Genomic DNA, 16,507 nt, shown 5'->3' with positions numbered 1-16,507 from the left:
CACAAATCGCATGAGGGATTCATCTTGTGAATCCAGTGTGGTAGCTGGGATGCATGAGCAGACCGACGCCCCCGACTTACAAGACCAGGAACTGGCCAGCCTATAACGAAGCGCTCAAGCGCCGGGGCTCGCTGACGATCTGGTTCGACCCCGAGATGACCTGGGATGCCGCGCCGACAGGCAAGCGTGGCCGCCAGCAGACCTATAGCGATACCGCCATCCAGACGTGCCTGACGATGAAGGTGCTGTTCGGCATGGCGCTGCGGCAGACGACCGGGTTCGTCGAAAGCTTGTTGCGCTTGGTCGGTCTTGGCTGGACGGTGCCCGACTTCAGCACGCTGTCCCGCCGCCAGAAGACCCTTGCGGTGAACATCCCGTATCGCGGCTCCAAGGGGCCGCTGCACCTGCTGATCGATAGCACGGGCATCAAGGTCGAGGGGGAAGGAGAGTGGCACGCCCGCAAGCATGGTGGGCCCAAGCGGCGGGTCTGGCGTAAGATCCATCTCGGGATTGACGAGGAAACCTTGGAAATCCGGGCTGTCGAGATCACCGGGAGCCACATCGGCGATGCACCGGTCTTGCCCGACCTTCTCAGCCAGATCCCGGAGGGCCAGGAGATCGGCAGCGTCACGGCAGACGGCGCCTACGACACTCGCAAATGCCACGATGCCATCGCTGACCGCGGCGCTCATGCCGTCATTCCACCCCGTAAGAACGCAAAGCCGTGGACGGAAAACACAGCCGGAGCGGCGGCACGCAATGAGGCCCTGCGGGCATCGAAGTATCTGGGTCGCGCGATCTGGCGAAACTGGAGTGGATATCACCGCCGAAGCCGCGTCGAAACGAAGATGCATTGTGTGAAACTTCTGGGGCAGCGCCTCATGGCGCGGGACTTCGACCGCCAGGTCGCCGAACTCCAGGTGCGCATCGCAGTCCTGAACGGCTACACCGCGCACGGCATACCCGTCACGGAAGCTGTGGGATAAATCCGTCCGGGGAAAGGGGAACCCCGGCCATCAGCCCATTTGTGCAACAGGGCCAACGGCACTGGTAAACTCGCGCTGGTAATACTTCAGGTCGCCTTCGCCCAAGCCCGGTCCTCGACCCAGTGCGCGCGCCTGCAGATGAAACCCTTTGGCCGGTTCACCGTCTGCAATTTTGCTTACGACGAGTGCAGCCAGGAACGGCGCGCCGATTTCGGCGTCCTCTACCATGGTCGCCTCGAGTGCCTGAGTTACTTTGCCAATGGACCCTGGCATATAGAGCCCCATGGCACGGGCAAGCTGGCCGTAGCTTACCGGGACATCTGCTGCGCACAAGCCCATCAGATACGCACGGATGCGATCGCGCAACGCACTGCCGGCGGCGGTTGCCTCTACTGCGGCACGTGGCGCCGGGATTTCAAAGGCCGTTCCATCCGCAGCAATTTCGGCCGCCCAAACCCGCCGACTGGAGCGCATGATCAGCCGCGTCTTTCCTGCGTCCGCGCCGGTGCCAGATTCCGATTGGCTGACAACCTCGCCCGATTGCATCGCCGCCCGTAGCGTTTCTGGGTCCATCCCCAAGCGGGGTGCAAGGTAGTCGGGCGAGATCAGAAACTGGTCCTCCTCCCGCACAATCATATCGGGTGGTACGGGACGATAGAGCAGCGGACGCTTCGGCGGCGGCGCAGCATCGGGCTCGTTGCTGTAAAACGGGGTCTCACCTGCGGCATGGTCCGTCACGTCAATGATGTCGCGGACTTCAGGTACAGCGGCCCGGATCATGCTTTCCACCCCGCCGCGCAGGGTCGCGGCAGAGGATGCACAGCCCTGACAGCCTCCTGACATCAGCATGCTAACAACGCCGTCCTGCACGTCAGCCACGCGGACATGCCCGCCGTGGCCGGCAATCGCAGGGTTGGCTTGGCGGTCCAGTACCTCTTGCACTGCCAGACGAATTTCGGCATCGGTCCGGGCTTGGCCAATGATTTTGACCTCTGCCCCCAAGGGCGCAGAAGATTGCGCCATGATGCCGCGAAGTGCATCGGCAATCGGGCGTTTCAGGACGGCCCAATCGTTGGCATCACTCTTTAAAACGGTCACAATTGCGCCCGAAACATCAACCATTTTCACCCCGGAGATGGCAAATAGTGCCTCGGCCAAAGGGGCGCCCTGCGCTGACGCGACATCGGGAAAGGTCGCAAGGCCATTGGCCTGCACGTCTCTGTCCAACACAAAGCGCATGCTGAGCGGATCAGCGGGCGAAGTTTCGGCACGAATAAGCAGCGGCACTTTCAGGTCAGACATCTTCAACCTCGGCGGCCACCATCCCGCGAAGCTGATCGAAAGTGTAAATTCCTGAACTATGGCCATCGCTGAAGCTGATGCCGATAGCATAGTTGCCAAGGCTCCAGATCCGGGTCGGCACGATGTTCAGTGGCACCGTCATCGGGTCGAGCACCGCGCGCCCGCTCATCTCATCGACGCAAGCCGCACAACGGCAGGCCAGACGCAGATCGCGCGCGCCGATCTCTTGATCATGACCATCCTGCCAAAGCACGGCCAAGGTGCGCCCATCGCGCCGAGCCAGTGCCACGGGAACTTCTGCCGCGCCTCCCGCATGGTCTGTCATAGGCGCGGCCCCTGGAGTGCTGGCGTCACCCGCCCAATGCCAGTCAAATGGTGTCGGCATCCCGGCCATAGAACGTGCCCGCCCCGACAGGGTTGCGGCGATATCGCGATAGGCTTGCGCAGCAGGAGTATCAGGATAGGCAATCACCAAAGGCCGCCCGTCATCGCCACAATCCACGATTGCCGGGTCAAGCGGGACCGCTCCCAGAAACGGCACACCAAGGCTGGCCGCGATCTTCGCGCCGCCGCCTTGATGGAAGATATGGGTTACGTCGCCACAAGTTGGGCAAGTGAACCCGCTCATGTTCTCAACGATGCCAAGAATTGGCACCTTGACCTGCTCCATCATCCGGATCCCGCGTCTGGCAATTTTCAGGCTGACATCTTGCGGCGTGCTGACCACGACCGCCCCAGTCAGCGGGAAACTTTGCGCCAGCGTCAGTTGCGTGTCGCCAGTGCCGGGGGGCAGATCGAGGATCAGATAGTCGAGCTTGCCCCAATCCACATCAAGAATGAACATGCGTAGGTATTTCGATACCATGGGGCCTCGCAGGATTGCGGGCCTGTCATCATCGGTCAGCATGCCCATCGAAATGACTTTTATTCCGTGCGCCTGTGCCGGGGCCACCTTGCCCGTAGGTGACATCATCGGGGGGTTCCCCGTCTCTATTCCCAACATTCCCGGCACACTGGGGCCGTAAAGGTCGGCGTCTACCAGCCCGACCGCTGCACCTTGCGCCGCTAGGGCCAATGCCAGATTGGTGCTGACAGTACTTTTGCCCACGCCGCCCTTGCCGCTGGCGACGGCAATGATCTGGCCCAGATGCGCCATGCCTGACTCATCAGATGCGCGGGGCGTCGTTTGTGCGGGGGTCATGTCGTTTTCCTTGGGTCAACGCCGGGCAAGACCAGCTTTGGGTCCTGCACCGCGGCAAAATTGATGCACAACCGGCCAAGATCAGCCGGATCGAGTTCTGCTGCGACGCAGACACAATAGCTGGTCGCGCCACAATCCGAAAAATGCCGACAACCGCCGCAGGTGCCGAAGGCGACGGTATCGCGAATGTCTGCGATCTCTCCCACAAGGGCGGGCAAGGCCTGCCGCAAGGCTGATTTCAGCCGGACGTCCAGACGATCAATGGCGTCTGAAAGTTCACGCAAGGGATCATCGCGCATGACCTGCATCCCGACGTCCGTCAAATCGTACCGCACACTGCGCCGATCGTCCTTAGCCTCATGTCGGGAAAGATACCCTTTTGTCAGTAATGATTTGATGGTTTGCGATGCTGTGCCCCGCGTGGTGGCGTGAAAGCTGGCAAAGGCCGATGGCGTTCGGGAAATACCATTTGCACGCGCAAAAAACCGCAGCGCCGTCCATTGCGCCGCTGTCAGGTCTGACCCTGTGTCCCCCCCCCGAGCGGCCCGCCCAAGATAGACAAGCAGTTCGGCAAGTTCATCTGTGTTTGTCACTTTGTTGCCCATTTAAAACAGATATCGTTTCGAAATCAAATTGACAAGAGAATTCCACGCCGCTTAGTGTCGAAACGAAACTATAAGTGAAGCAGATGAACAAACCTTTTTTACCACCCCGAACCAATCGCAAACAGGCGCCGCGCGCAGAATTTCTGGATGCGGAAACAGAGGCGCGGCTTGCCAGATGCTGGCGCGACACAGGTGACGTGGCCGCGCGCAACCGGCTAGTCACGGCGCATCAGGCACTTGCCATGGCTGCGGCGCGGCGGGCCGGGGGTAATGGAAAGGAACTGGAAAGCGACCTTCTGCAACACGCAAACATCGGATTGCTAAAGGCAGCCGATCTCTTTGATCCTGATAAGGGTTTTCGCTTTTCGACCTATGCCGCATGGTGGATCAGGGCGGAAATCCAAGACCACAAAATCCAAAACTGGTCCTTGGTGCGACTTCCAAACTCAGCCTCCAGCCGTAAGCTGTTTCATAATCTGAAGCGTGTTGAAACCCGACTGGTCGCAGCGGGCGAGGTTCCACCTGAACGGCTTGTCGAGCAGATAGCAACTGATCTCGCGGTGACGCCCGAACAGGTTGTGTCAATGCAACAAAGGCTGGCCGCTCCGGACGGGTCGCTGAACCGACCCATCGGCGACGATGGCGGCACAATGCAATTGCAGGATCTACTTGAGGATCCGAATGTGGATGTCGAACGAGAAGTCGGCGAGCGACTGGATTCCCGCGCCTTCTGGCTAACAATGTCCACCCACATGAACCGGCTTTCAAAAGCGTGAGCAAGACATCATCATTGAAACCTATGTGTCGGATACCCCTAAAACGCTGCTCGAGTTGGGCAATAGGTTTGGTGTTTCCCGTGAACGCATCCGCCAGATCCGTGAATCTGCGCTGGCCCGACTACGCGCATCTTTTGCGGATACTGCCACCTTGTGATGAAGCCATCTGCACAAGCGTCTGTAAATTCGGACTGCAATTTGACCATGTTCCTCATGCGAGATGCCCCCCAGCCCCCTCCCATGGTTCCTCCCGGGGCCTTTGTGTATACGGGCGTACTTAACGCGCCATTTCGCTAGCGCGTGGCTTTTCACCGGGGAATCCACCCTGGCCAGTTGCGCCGACCAGCGACAATGCGCCAGCAGAAGGGATTAGATCAGCTTCGAATTTTCCGCTGACAGAGCTGAGTGGCGAAGACCTCGACGCTTTGCTGGAAGACGCGGACGCGCCGGGCGTCACCTGATCGGCTATGCCGATACGTCGGGTCCGGTCTGATGCTGGACCGGATGCTGTCCGGGGTCACCCCGTCGCCCATCGTGCGGCTGCGCGTGCATCTGAGCAAAAGCACCTGGTCGCTGATCGAGATGGGCTGCGGCATTGCCATCGTCGATTCCTTTGCCGCCCACGTCCACCGCTCGCGCGGGGGGATCGTGCGCCGGTTCGCCACCGATACCAAATTCGAGCTGTCCATGGTCGTGCCCGAGGACGGCCAACAACTGCCCTATGTCGAGCGGTTCGTCGCCGCATTGAAAACCGCCAGCGAGACCTTCAAATCGGAAGATTTTCTGTGATCAGGCCCTAGGCGCCGCGCAGCAGGCAGACGTTCATCGGCTGGCACAGGACAAATCCGCGGTCATCGCTCGTGGCAAGCCGGTGAAAATCATCCTCCAGCGCGGCGCGGTGCCTGCGAATACTGGCGGCGCGCGATGCGTCCGCCGCTGACAGGCGCGCGGTGAAATCGTCGAAATCCTGATAGCGTTCGTGGCGCATATAGCTATGGGCGGCCTGTCGGGTCGCCCGTCCGCTGGTGACGATATCCTCCAGCGCGGCTTGCGCATTCGTCCTGATCTGCGTTTCGTCGTCAACGCGGCGCAGGGCCTCGCTCAGGTCGCCGCTGATATCGGGTTCGATCACGATCACCGGGCCCTTTGACGGCGCCAGCACGCGCAGGGCTTCGCCCATCAGGGGGGCGGAACGTGATGCAGCGAATTCAGGAACAGGACCGAATCGAATGCGCCCGCGTCGAACGGCAGCGCCTCGGCCCCGGCCCGGTGGATGTCGCTGCCCGCGCCGGGCACGGCAGGATCCACCCCCGTCCAGATCACGCCCAGCTTTTCGATATGCCGCTTCAGCCCGCCCGCGCCGCATCCCACATCCAACAGCGTCGCGCGGGCCCCGGCGTCAAGCGCGCGCGCGATGACGTGCAGTGCGGTTGTGGGCTGTTTGGGGCTCATGGGATGTCCGTCGCAAAGAAAATGACGCGGGGCAACCGATGGCCGCCCCGCGTGATCTGGATTATTCGTATTTGGCCTTCAAGGTGCGGAACTGCTCCCAGACTTCGGGGAATTTGTCGGTGAATTCAGCCGATGCCGTTTCCGCCAGCGCGCGGAATTCGGCGATTGCGGCGTCATCCGCCGTCACCAGATTGCCGCCCTGATCCAGCTGCAGCTGCATCGTCGCCTTGTCCTTTTCGATGCCTTCCTGCCACGCATCGCGACCAGCTCGTTGGTGGTGTCGACGACGACCTTGCGCAGGTCTTCGGGCAGGCTGCTGATCCATTTGTCATCCGCAACGATGGTATAGGACAGCAGGCTGAGGCCGGGGATATAGCTGGCCGTCTGGGCCGCATTGGTGCCGACCATTTCCCAGCCCCCGGCCGAGGTAAAGATCCCGTCGATCGCGCCCTGCATCAACGCCGCTGCCATTTCCGTCGCAGGCATCGAAATCGGGCTGGCGCCGAATTCACGCAACATGGATTGCAGGACACGCCCACCCGTCATCCGCACCCGCTCGCCGGACAGATCCGACGGCTGCGTGACTGCCTTTTCCTTGAACAGGAAAATCAGGTCGGCGGTGCGCATCAGGCCCATGACACGGATGCCGCGCCCCTCGATGATCTTGGACATCATGTCCGACAGTTCGGCCACGGCCCCTTCGGATTGCATGAACTGATCCGTCAGCGAGAACGGCAGGTTCACGACGCCGTATTCCGGCGCGATGGATTCCAGGTTGACGCTGACCGGCCAGACCATATGCACCGCCCCAGTGCCAAGCGCGGCGATTGCGTCGCGGTCAGTATACAGCGTGCCCGAGTGGAAGACCGAGACGTCGATGTGAACCGCCCCGGGTTTACCGGAGGGCAAAACTCTCGGAGAATTGCCCACAATGAAAGCATCATTACAGGCCCCTGCCAGATAACCGAAGTCGTCCCCGGCCAGATTTTCGGGCCGGAAAAAACCAGAACCACTACGCAAAAGGGCCAGCCGTCGACCGGCACAATATCCGAGCCTGTGGCTTGGCTCGGGCGAGAATTTCTGTCCGGCGATCTTGGCGCCGAGATTGCCGAGTATCGGCCAACCGCCGTGCCGAACTGGGCCACCAACTGCCCGCAACGTTGTGGTATCACAAGGAACATCCGCGTTCAGCGGTCTAGACCTTGGGAAAGTGACCGATCCCAGAAGGAGAAACCGATGTTCACGAGACGCGCTGCAATCATGGGGGCCGCACTGGTTGCTGCCTCGCCCTATGTCATCAAGACCGCTCTTGCTGAAGAGGTGATGGACACCTCAAATGCGGCGCCGGTCGACCTTTCGACGCTGACGCGCCGCAAGGTGAAGCTGGTGGCTCCGCCATTCGTGCATCCGCACGAGCAAGTGGCAACGACTGGCCCGGAGATCGTCGAGTTCGAAATGAAGATCATGGAAAAGGAAATCCAGGTCGACGAGGATGCCTGGATGCAGGCAATGACCTTCAACGGCTCGGTTCCCGGCCCGATGATGGTGGTGCACGAGGGCGATTATGTCGAACTGACCCTGTTCAACCCGCCGGAAAACATGATGCAGCACAACATCGACTTTCACGCCGCCACCGGCGCGCTTGGCGGCGGATCGCTGACTCTGGTCAACCCCGGCGAGAAGGCCGTGCTGCGGTTCAAGGCGACTCGGCCGGGGGTGTTTGTCTATCACTGCGCGCCGGGGGGGCCGATGATCCCCTGGCATGTGGTCTCGGGCATGTCAGGCTGCATCATGGTGCTGCCGCGCGACGGACTGAAGGATCACCTTGGCGCGCCGGTTTCCTATGACCGCATTTATTACATCGGCGAGAATGATTTCTACATTCCTCGCGGGCCGGATGGTGCCTATATGCGCTTTGCCGATGCCGGCGAAGGTTATTCCGACATGCTGGCGGTGATGAACGGCCTGATCCCGTCACATGTGGTGTTCAACGGTCGCGTGGGCGCACTGACCGGCGATCGCGCGCTGGAGGCGGAACAGGGCGAAACCGTGCTTTTCGTGCACAGCCAGGCCAACCGCGACACCCGCCCGCATCTGATCGGCGGGCATGGCGATCTGGTCTGGGAAACCGGCAAGTTCAACAACCTGCCCGAACGTGATCTGGAAACGTGGTTCATTCGGGGCGGGTCCGCCGGGGCGGCGCTGTATACCTTTCGGCAGCCAGGGGTCTACGCCTACGTCAACCACAACCTGATCGAGGCGGTCAATCTGGGGGCAACGGCGCATGTGATCGTCGGGGGCGACTGGAACAACGACCTGATGGAACAGGTGGTGGCCCCGGTCGAATATGATGTGGTGCACGAAGGGCGCACCGCCCTGCCGTAAACCCGGCTGGCAGTGTCTGACAGGCGGCCCCGTGTTCGGGGTCGCCCTTTCTTGACGTGAGGGGAAATCATGTATCGCCAGTCCGTTCCAGTGTTTGTGGCGCTTGTGGCACTGGTGGCGGGGGCCGTTCTGTGGCTTGCCCTCCCCACACCGGTGGCGCTGCCCGAAACCGTGCGGATCGCGGCCGGCCCGCAGGAGTATCGCCCTGCAGGAGAGTTCCGCAAAGGCACGAGGGTGGTGGATGCTCCGGTGCAGCAGCGAACGGCGGCGGTGCTGGAGATCATGAAGTATCAGGTCAGCGAGGCAGACTATGCCCGCTGCGCGACCGCCGGGGCCTGCCCGATCGTCCCATCTGCCGGACAATCAACATTTCCCCAGACCAACGTCAATCACGCCGATGCCACCGCCTATGCCGCTTGGTTCTCGGACAGGACCGGACAGCATTGGCGGCTTCCGACAGATGCGGAATGGCTGCGCGCAGCGGCAGAGCGCGGTAGCGACGATACGTTCGCTGAAGAGGCCAATGGCGATGATCCCTCGCGTCGCTGGATCGCAAGCTACCGGCGCGAGGTGGCGCTGCGGGGCGAAGCGGATCTGATGCCGCATGCCCGGGGGCATTTCGGAGTGAACAAGCTGGGGGTTGCAGACATCGCGGGCAATGTCTGGGAATGGACCGAGACCTGCTTTCAGAACGGCACAGTGACCGCGACGGGCAATACCATTGGCACGCGTTCAAACTATTGCGGCGTGCGGGCGGTGCAGGGCAAGCACCGGGCCTTCGTGATCGACTTCATCCGCGACGCGCGCTCGGGAGGCTGTGCGGCCGGTGTGCCGCCCGATTATCTGGGGTTCCGGTTGGTGCGCGATGGTGCGGCCTGACGACGCCAGGCAAAGGGCGGTCCTGTTTCCGGAACCGCCCTTCTTACTTGCGCGACGCAGCGATTACTTGGCGATCTGCGCGATCAGCGGCTCGAACCGGGTTTTTGCTTTGCCCTTCAGGGTCACGCCCGCGACGGCATCCAGATTGACCGGCGCACCGGCCTGGATCAGCCCCACCATGCCCATCGTGTAGTGCGGGGTGCATTTCACGCCGTAAAGGCCCTCGGCCGTCAGCGTCACGACATAATCCTGGCCCATCTTGCTTTTGAACTCCTCGACGTCCGCGGGCAGCATGTCGTCGATGTTTTCGACGTTGTGGCCCTTGTCGGTGGAGATGAAGGTGACAGTGTCGCCGACGGCGGCTTTCACAAAAGCCGGCTCGAACACCATCGCGCCTTCGGCACCTTTGTTCAGCATCGTTACGTCGAAGTTTTCGGCATGGGCCGCAGGGGCCAGCAAGAGGGCGGCAAAGCTTGCGGCGATCAATTTCGGGAACATGGAGCGTCCTTTCAGAGAACAGTAAAGGTTGGTCTTGCCCCGGTTCTAGGCTATGGATGCGCCCGACTCGTTGTGCTTCCACAACATCGGAGGCTTCGTTTGAAGAAACTTGATGAAAGTTTGCTGACCGACCTGCCGCCGTTTTGCAAACTGAGCCGCCCCCAGATCCGCGAAATCCTGGACGCGTCACATGCGTTGCGCTTTGATCCGGGTGTCGCGGTGTTCAGCGAAGGCATGCCGGTCGAGCGTTTCTTTTTGCTGCTGGATGGGCATATTCGCGTGATCCGAACCACGCCGGGGGGCGATCAGATCATCGCGCTTCACATCGCGCCAGGGCAGTTGTTCGGCATCGGGGCCGCACTTGGGCGCACCACCTATCCTGCGACGGCGATGACGGCGGATGATTGCGTGGCGTTGTGCTGGCCCAACCGGATGTGGGCCGAGTTCACCGCCCGTTATGACGGCTTTGCCACCGAAACCTATAAGACGGTCGGCGAACGGGTGGGCGAGATGAACAACCGCATCGTTGAAATGGCCACGCAACAAGTGGAACAACGCGTCGCGTGCGCGATCCTGCGGCTTATCAGCCAGACCGGTCGCAAGGTGGAGGGCGGCGTCGAAATAGGCTTGCCGATCACCCGGCAGAACATCTCTGACATGACCGGAACCACCCTGCACACCGTCAGCCGCCTGTTGAGCGCGTGGGAGCGTGACGGGATCGTGATGTCAGAACGCCGCAAGATCACAGTGACGGCACCGCATCGACTGGTCATGCTGAGTGGGGCAAACGTCTGACGTTGCACGGGGTGGCCTCAACGGCCACCGGGCACGCGCCGCGCCGGATTGGACACGCTGAGAATCGGCGCGAAACGCCACACAAAGATACCAAAGCCAAACGACCAAAGCGCCGCCGCGGTCCAAAGCCCCAGGTCAGTCGGGGCGGCCACCCGCACCACCGCAGCCCCGGACACGCATGCAAAGGCCAGCGTCAGAGCGGGCCCCGCCTGCAATGCGCGCCCCGTGTGGCCCAGCGATGCCCGCATCATCACGGCCAACGTCATTCCGCCAAATCCACCGATGCCCAGCAGGTGTAGTCCGATTGCCATCGGCAAATGGCCAATGGATGCCAGCCCCAGTGCGACAAGCCCGGCCGGAATGAAACAAAACGCCAGATGCAGCATCAGCACCAGCGGCGAGCGCCAGACCCGCCAGCCGCGCCATCGCGTCAGCCGCACACCTTGCACCGCCCCGGCCAGCATCAGGCCAACCCCGGCCAAAGCGGACATAGGCCAGACCACCCAGATCAACAAGGCCAGCAACGACAGCGCAAGGGTCGCCGCATCGAACCGTCCGAACGGCACGGGCAGCGACCCCGGTTCAGGGGCCCGCTTGACCAGCCAGTTACCGGTAAAGCTGGGGATGATCCGGCCCCCGATCAGCAAGATGAGCATCACCACCATCGCAAAGCCCAGCCTGCGCCCGATGTCAGCACTGCCCTGCGTCATTGCTTCAAGGTGAAAGGTGATATTGGCGACAAGATACACAAGCACCGGAGCAACCACCTTCAGATTGCCCCAGTTCCGCCCCGCCACGATTTCGGCCACCACCATCGCGCCGATCGCCACCATGAAACCGCAGTCCAACGTCATCACAAGGATCGGTCCGGCCCCCAATACCCCGACAACGGCAAGGCGCCCGACCAGCCAAAGGGCAGCCAACACGATCAGCGGCCAGCCCCGCGTCGGCATCCGTCCGGTCCAGTTTGGAATTGCCGTAAACAAGAACCCCGCGATCACCGCCGAAGTATAACCGAACAGCATTTCGTGGATATGCCAGTCCATTGGCGAGAATGGGCCGTTCAAGTTCACCTTGCCCGACCAGACCACCATCCAAAGGGGCACGATCAGCACCGCAAACAAGCCTGCCGCCAGAAAGAACGGGCGGAAGCCATAGCTGAACAGCGCGGGGCCGGTGTAGAGCGGGCGGACGGGTTTTTGCATATAGGGTGCCTTTGTGCGGTGTTTGATCTGGGTCATATTTCTGATGGTGAACTTGCGCTCTCCAACAGCGCAGCGTCTTTGTGCTGGCTCAACCTCTGGGCCGTCCAATGCACATGCCTGACGCAGGCCAGCCATGTAAAATGCCGCAATTCTGCCGGCTTGATCTGCGGCGGTGTCGCTGTCGGGTATCTGACCGTGGTGAAGTGGTGAAGTGGCTCTATGCCAGCGTCGCGATCACCGCAGCCCGCAATTCAGCACGAAAGGCCGCCTCATCCAGGCGGTACTCGATGCAGGCATCGATCACCGTGTGAAACGGAGCGATCGGGCAGCCAAAACAGAACATGCGGTGGGATAGGAATACCGCTGCGGTATCCGGCCAATAGTCGAACAGAAGGCATAGCGTTAAATCGGGATCGTCCATTCTTGTGCCGGGCATGGTGCCTCCGCTCTGGCTGATGTGCCGTTTTGTGACTTTGCGCCGGCCAACGCGTCGCGTCGTTGTGCTGGAACAACGTCGCCTCGCTGCGTGCCGCGTAGACCGGCCTGATCCGCAACAATCGCCAGGACCGACCAAATGTCAGAGATCCTTACGAAATCACGTGCCAGAAACATATTCTACGGTGGATCGCTGTTCTTCATCGTCGTGTTCGTGGCCATGACCGTTCATTCGCATCGCTATGTGGTGAACGTCTCTACCGCAGGTATGCCGCTTTCGCCCGAAGTGGTTTTGGGCAAGCATGTCTGGGAACGCCATAGCTGTATCAACTGCCACACCCTGCATGGCGAGGGTGCCTATTTCGCCCCTGAGCTTGGCAATGTGATGACACGCTGGGGCGTGCAGGACGACCCCGAGGGCGCCTACGAGATACTGGATGGGTGGATGGCCGCCCAACCCAGTGGCATCGAAGGTCGTCGCCAGATGCCCTTTTTCAAGATCACACCCGAAGAAATGCGCGGTCTGGCCGAGTTCCTGCGTTGGGCCGATCAAACCGACACCCAGGGCTGGCCGCCGACGGACGCGGGATAGGAGAGAAAATCATGAAATATCAATCGCAAAAGGTCGCATACGCCTACTTTTTAGTGGCGATGGGGCTGTTTGGCATTCAGGTGGCGGGCGGATTGTTGGCGGGCTGGATCTATATCTCTCCCAACACCCTGTCTGAACTGGTGCCGTTCAACATCATCCGTATGATCCACACCAACGCGCTGATCGTCTGGCTGTTGCTGGGCTTCTTTGGCGCGGCCTATTTCCTCGTGCCCGAGGAATCGGAACGCGAGATCTGGTCGGTGAAACTGGCCTATCTGCAGCTGATCATCCTTGTCGTCGGCACGCTGGGGGCTGTCGCGGGCTATCTTGTCGGTATCCACGGCGGGCGCGAATTTCTCGAGCAACCGCTCTGGGTGAAATTCGGCATTCTTGTCGCGGCGGTGATCTTTCTGGTGAACATCTCGATGACGGTGCTTGCCGGGCGCAAGACCGCGATCACCGGGGTGTTGCTGACCGGGCTGTGGCTGTTGTCATTGCTGTGGATCTTCGCCTTCATCAACCCTGACAACCTCAGCCTCGACAAGATGTATTGGTGGTTCGTCGTCCACCTGTGGGTCGAGGGCACATGGGAGCTGGTGATGGCGTCTATCCTTGCCTTCCTGATGCTCAAGCTGACAGGCGTTGACCGCGAAGTGGTGGAGAAATGGCTATACGTCATCGTCGCCACTGCGCTGTTCTCCGGTATCCTTGGCACCGGACACCATTTCTACTGGATCGGGTTGCCGGAATACTGGCAGTGGACGGGGTCGATCTTTTCGGCGTTCGAGGTGGTGCCGTTCTTCGCGATGATGTCCTTCGCCTTTATCATGGTGTGGAAAGGGCGGCGCAACCATCCCAACAAGGCCGCGCTTTTGTGGGCATTGGGGTCTGCCACGGTGGCGTTTTTCGGGGCGGGAGTCTGGGGCTTTTTGCACACGTTCCACGGGGTGAACTTTTACACCCACGGCACGCAGATCACGGCTGCACACGGGCACCTGTCGTTCTATGGCGCCTATGTTGCCATGAACCTTGCGATCATCACCTATGCCATGCCGCTGCTGCGCGGGCGTGCGCCTTATAACCAAGTGCTGAATATGGTGTCGTTCTGGCTGATGACCGGGGGCATGGCGTTCATGACCTTTGTTCTGACCTTCGCCGGTACGATCCAGACGCATATGCAGCGGATCGTGGGGGATTATTACATGGATGTGCAGGACCAGCTTGGCCTGTTCTACATGATGCGCTTTGGGGCCGGCATTGCGGTGGTTCTGGGCGCGGTGCTGTTCATCTACAGTCAGGTGGTTGTGCGCCGCGAGATCATCGCGCCAAACACTGCACCCCCACTGGCCGGAGACCTGTTGTGAACGCGCTGGCCCCCAAACGCGCGCCGGAACTGGCGGAACCCTACTACCGCCCCGTCGCGCAGGAATGTTCGCTGTTCGAGACGGCACATGCCAATGGTCTGCCCCTTCTTCTGAAGGGGCCGACCGGCTGTGGCAAAACACGGTTTGTAGAGCATATGGCGGCCCGTCTGGGCCGTCCGCTGTACACCGTCGCCTGCCATGACGACCTGTCGGCAGCCGATCTGATCGGGCGTTATCTGTTGCGCGGGGGCGCGACCGAATGGGTCGACGGGCCGCTGACCCGCGCGGTGCGGGAAGGCGCGATTTGTTATCTGGACGAGGTGATCGAGGCCCGCAAGGATGTGACGGTGGTTTTGCATCCGCTGACCGACAACCGCCGTACACTCATGATCGACCGCACCGGCGAGGAACTGGTGGCGCCGCCCGGCTTCATGCTGGTGGCAAGCTATAACCCCGGCTATCAGAACATCCTCAAACGGCTGAAGCCGTCGACCCGCCAGCGGTTCCTGTCGATTACCTTTGGTTTTCCGGACCCTGCAACCGAAATCGCCGTGGTCGCGCGCGAAAGCGGGCTGGATGCGGACCGTGTCGCCCCCCTTGTCCGGTTGGCCGGGCATATCCGCACCCTGTCGGGGATGGATCTGGAGGAAGGGGTTTCCACCCGCCTGTTGATCTACGCCGCCACCCTGATCGCCGGGGGGATGCCGATTGAACGCGCCCTGCAGGCGGCGGTGGTTGAACCCCTGACGGATGAACCCGACGTGGCGCAGGCCCTGCGCGACGTCATCGCAAGCGTCTACGGATAAGCGCGATGGCCCTGCACCCAATGGATCTGATGGAGCCGGAGGAAGCCATGGGCAACCTGTGGCACGGCGTTGCCCTGCGTCTTGCCCCGGTGACTGGTCACGCGACAAGCGCTGTGGCGCTGGATGCGCTACGCCCCAGTATCGCCCTGCTATTTCGTGCGCTTGGCGGCAAGCCCGGGGTCGAGATTGCCGCCAGCCCCGCCACTGCCTCGTGCCACCGGCGTGGGATCGGCGCGCGGCTGGCCGATGCGCGGGTGCTGGAACACCGGACGACGTTCGATGGCGAAACCCTGCGTCTGCCGCCGGTGATGGATGTCTTTCCGACGGTCCAGATGAACCGCACGGCCTATCTGTGGCTTGCGGCCCTTGCGGCCTGCGCAAGGCCTGCGCCGGCTCCGACCGATCCGCTGGCCGCCGACCTTGCCCATCTGGCTGCGATGCAGCAGGCGACGGCGCGAGCTTTGGCGCTTTGCCCCGGTCTGCGCGCACCTCATGCGGCGCTTTGCGCCTATCTGATGGCAGAGCGGGTCGATCTCGCCGCATCGCAGGCGGAACGCGATGTGGAGCGCCGCGCGCGCGCCGTTCTGTTGGACGATCCGCTTTTGCAAGTTGACACAGCCCGTCCACCCGCGCCGCGCAGTTACGCCCCCTTGGCACCGGTGGCGGTCTGGCTATGGCTGGACCGCGCGACCGGTAGTGCGGCGGCAAGCCCTGCGGACGATACCATCAGCGCCCCGCCCGGTCTTGCCACGGCAACCCGCAAGCAGGGCAACCGGCAGGACAACGAACAGGCCAACCGCACCGACAGTTTCATCATGCACCGGTTTGAATCGATTTTTTCATGGGTCGAAAGCATGGGGCTGAATCGCGCCACCGATGACGATGATCTGGAAAACGCCCAGAAGGCCGCCGAGGATCAGGACCATATCACCCTGACCAAACATCACAAACGCGCCGCCACACGGCTGCGCCTGCATCTGGATCTTGCCCCGCAGGATGCCGACCACGAACGCCTGTCGGCCCGGTTTACCTACCCCGAATGGAACCACCGCGCACGCGCCTACATGCCGGACCACTGCATCGTTCTGGAGGCCGAGGCCACACCCGGCACCACGTTCACCCCCGATCCACGCCTGATGGCGCGGGTGCGCCGCCAGTTCGAGGCGTTGCACCCGCGTCGCATCCTGCTGCCCCGGCAGGTACCGTAATCACTGTCCGGGACTTAC

21 protein-coding genes are annotated in these 16,507 nt (G+C 61.6%); 11 read left to right on the top strand and 10 right to left on the bottom strand.

The features are described 5' to 3' along the window. Positions 1-53 precede the first annotated feature (53 nt). Positions 54-986, top strand: a complete 933-nt coding sequence (locus ACEN2R_RS16890) for an IS5 family transposase (RefSeq protein WP_442043854.1) — start codon at positions 54-56, stop codon at positions 984-986. A gap of 30 nt (positions 987-1,016) precedes the next feature. Here the strand turns inward: ACEN2R_RS16890 and ACEN2R_RS16885 are convergent, their stop codons facing one another. From ACEN2R_RS16885 to ACEN2R_RS16875, 3 genes are read right to left on the bottom strand one after another with little or no spacing between them, the layout of a single operon-like run. Next, positions 1,017-2,288, bottom strand: a complete 1,272-nt coding sequence (locus ACEN2R_RS16885; RefSeq protein WP_442043853.1) for a DUF6522 family protein — start codon at positions 2,286-2,288, stop codon at positions 1,017-1,019. Further along, entirely contained in the window at positions 2,281-3,489 is a 1,209-nt protein-coding gene (locus ACEN2R_RS16880; RefSeq protein WP_442043852.1) for a P-loop NTPase, read from the bottom strand. Before ACEN2R_RS16880 ends, ACEN2R_RS16885 begins: the two co-directional genes overlap by 8 nt. Further along, on the bottom strand, positions 3,486-4,082 hold the full coding sequence (locus ACEN2R_RS16875) for a MarR family transcriptional regulator (protein WP_442043851.1): 597 nt from the start codon (positions 4,080-4,082) through the stop codon (positions 3,486-3,488). Before ACEN2R_RS16875 ends, ACEN2R_RS16880 begins: the two co-directional genes overlap by 4 nt. Positions 4,083-4,336: 254 nt before the next feature. Here ACEN2R_RS16875 and ACEN2R_RS16870 point away from each other — a divergent pair, with 254 nt between their 5' ends. The 3 genes from ACEN2R_RS16870 to ACEN2R_RS16860 all read left to right on the top strand — a co-directional run bounded on the left by ACEN2R_RS16870 (position 4,337) and on the right by ACEN2R_RS16860 (position 5,659). Then, positions 4,337-4,870, top strand: coding sequence for a sigma factor (locus tag ACEN2R_RS16870; RefSeq protein WP_442043850.1), 534 nt, complete (start codon positions 4,337-4,339; stop codon positions 4,868-4,870). A 25-nt stretch (positions 4,871-4,895) separates the two neighbouring features. Beyond that, positions 4,896-5,027, top strand: coding sequence for a sigma factor-like helix-turn-helix DNA-binding protein (locus ACEN2R_RS16865; protein WP_442043849.1), 132 nt, complete (start codon positions 4,896-4,898; stop codon positions 5,025-5,027). Between the two features lie 248 nt (positions 5,028-5,275). Beyond that, entirely contained in the window at positions 5,276-5,659 is a 384-nt protein-coding gene (locus ACEN2R_RS16860) for a LysR substrate-binding domain-containing protein (protein WP_442043848.1), read from the top strand. Between the two features lie 7 nt (positions 5,660-5,666). Here the strand turns inward: ACEN2R_RS16860 and ACEN2R_RS16855 are convergent, their stop codons facing one another. The 4 genes from ACEN2R_RS16855 to dctP all read right to left on the bottom strand — a co-directional run bounded on the left by ACEN2R_RS16855 (position 5,667) and on the right by dctP (position 7,342). Beyond that, a complete protein-coding gene (locus ACEN2R_RS16855) occupies positions 5,667-6,050 on the bottom strand; it encodes a hypothetical protein (RefSeq protein WP_442043847.1) in 384 nt (127 codons plus the stop codon). Continuing rightward, on the bottom strand, positions 6,050-6,322 hold the full coding sequence (locus ACEN2R_RS16850; protein WP_442043846.1) for a class I SAM-dependent methyltransferase: 273 nt from the start codon (positions 6,320-6,322) through the stop codon (positions 6,050-6,052). The genes ACEN2R_RS16855 and ACEN2R_RS16850 overlap by 1 nt, the downstream gene beginning before the upstream one ends. 61 nt (positions 6,323-6,383) lie before the next feature. After that, positions 6,384-6,542 carry a hypothetical protein gene (locus tag ACEN2R_RS16845; RefSeq protein ID WP_442043845.1) on the bottom strand — a complete coding sequence of 53 codons (159 nt, stop codon included), beginning with the start codon at positions 6,540-6,542 and terminating at the stop codon, positions 6,384-6,386. Beyond that, complete coding sequence (gene dctP / locus ACEN2R_RS16840) at positions 6,506-7,342, bottom strand: TRAP transporter substrate-binding protein DctP (protein ID WP_442043844.1); 837 nt, start codon at positions 7,340-7,342, stop codon at positions 6,506-6,508. Before dctP ends, ACEN2R_RS16845 begins: the two co-directional genes overlap by 37 nt. Before the next feature lie 216 nt (positions 7,343-7,558). On the opposite strand from dctP, the gene nirK reads away from it, so the two are divergent. Together nirK and ACEN2R_RS16830 are read left to right on the top strand one after the other, a co-directional pair. After that, complete coding sequence (nirK, locus tag ACEN2R_RS16835) at positions 7,559-8,707, top strand: copper-containing nitrite reductase (protein ID WP_442043843.1); 1,149 nt, start codon at positions 7,559-7,561, stop codon at positions 8,705-8,707. Positions 8,708-8,776: 69 nt separating this feature from the next. Then, positions 8,777-9,586 (top strand): SUMF1/EgtB/PvdO family nonheme iron enzyme, encoded by an 810-nt coding sequence (locus ACEN2R_RS16830; protein ID WP_442043842.1) that lies wholly within the window; start codon positions 8,777-8,779, stop codon positions 9,584-9,586. Between the two features lie 63 nt (positions 9,587-9,649). Here ACEN2R_RS16830 and ACEN2R_RS16825 read toward each other — a convergent pair whose 3' ends face one another. Next, entirely contained in the window at positions 9,650-10,084 is a 435-nt protein-coding gene (locus tag ACEN2R_RS16825) for a pseudoazurin (RefSeq protein WP_442043841.1), read from the bottom strand. Positions 10,085-10,183: 99 nt separating this feature from the next. Between ACEN2R_RS16825 and ACEN2R_RS16820 the strand changes: the two genes are divergently transcribed. Further along, positions 10,184-10,879 (top strand): Crp/Fnr family transcriptional regulator, encoded by a 696-nt coding sequence (locus ACEN2R_RS16820; protein WP_442043840.1) that lies wholly within the window; start codon positions 10,184-10,186, stop codon positions 10,877-10,879. 17 nt (positions 10,880-10,896) lie between these two features. Here the strand turns inward: ACEN2R_RS16820 and ACEN2R_RS16815 are convergent, their stop codons facing one another. Both ACEN2R_RS16815 and ACEN2R_RS16810 read right to left on the bottom strand, forming a co-directional pair. Then, positions 10,897-12,084 (bottom strand): NnrS family protein, encoded by a 1,188-nt coding sequence (locus ACEN2R_RS16815; protein WP_442043839.1) that lies wholly within the window; start codon positions 12,082-12,084, stop codon positions 10,897-10,899. A 217-nt stretch (positions 12,085-12,301) separates the two neighbouring features. After that, the gene (locus ACEN2R_RS16810) at positions 12,302-12,520 is read right to left on the bottom strand and encodes a DUF1858 domain-containing protein (protein WP_442043838.1); all 219 of its coding nucleotides are present in this window, start codon (positions 12,518-12,520) and stop codon (positions 12,302-12,304) included. A 138-nt stretch (positions 12,521-12,658) separates the two neighbouring features. Here ACEN2R_RS16810 and ACEN2R_RS16805 point away from each other — a divergent pair, with 138 nt between their 5' ends. From ACEN2R_RS16805 to ACEN2R_RS16790, 4 genes are read left to right on the top strand one after another with little or no spacing between them, the layout of a single operon-like run. Then, the gene (locus ACEN2R_RS16805; protein WP_442043837.1) at positions 12,659-13,111 is read left to right on the top strand and encodes a c-type cytochrome; all 453 of its coding nucleotides are present in this window, start codon (positions 12,659-12,661) and stop codon (positions 13,109-13,111) included. A gap of 11 nt (positions 13,112-13,122) precedes the next feature. Further along, the gene (locus ACEN2R_RS16800) at positions 13,123-14,475 is read left to right on the top strand and encodes a cbb3-type cytochrome c oxidase subunit I (RefSeq protein ID WP_442043836.1); all 1,353 of its coding nucleotides are present in this window, start codon (positions 13,123-13,125) and stop codon (positions 14,473-14,475) included. Positions 14,476-14,480: 5 nt separating this feature from the next. Further along, the gene (locus ACEN2R_RS16795; RefSeq protein ID WP_442043867.1) at positions 14,481-15,281 is read left to right on the top strand and encodes a CbbQ/NirQ/NorQ/GpvN family protein; all 801 of its coding nucleotides are present in this window, start codon (positions 14,481-14,483) and stop codon (positions 15,279-15,281) included. A 5-nt stretch (positions 15,282-15,286) separates the two neighbouring features. After that, positions 15,287-16,489, top strand: coding sequence for a hypothetical protein (locus tag ACEN2R_RS16790; protein ID WP_442043835.1), 1,203 nt, complete (start codon positions 15,287-15,289; stop codon positions 16,487-16,489). Positions 16,490-16,507 lie beyond the last annotated feature (18 nt).

The organism is Pseudogemmobacter sp. W21_MBD1_M6 (assembly GCF_052119585.1).
Lineage (GTDB): Bacteria > Pseudomonadota > Alphaproteobacteria > Rhodobacterales > Rhodobacteraceae > JBGQOJ01.
Note: the sequence above shows the minus strand (reverse complement) of the source record. Positions and strands in the feature narration are given on the sequence as shown.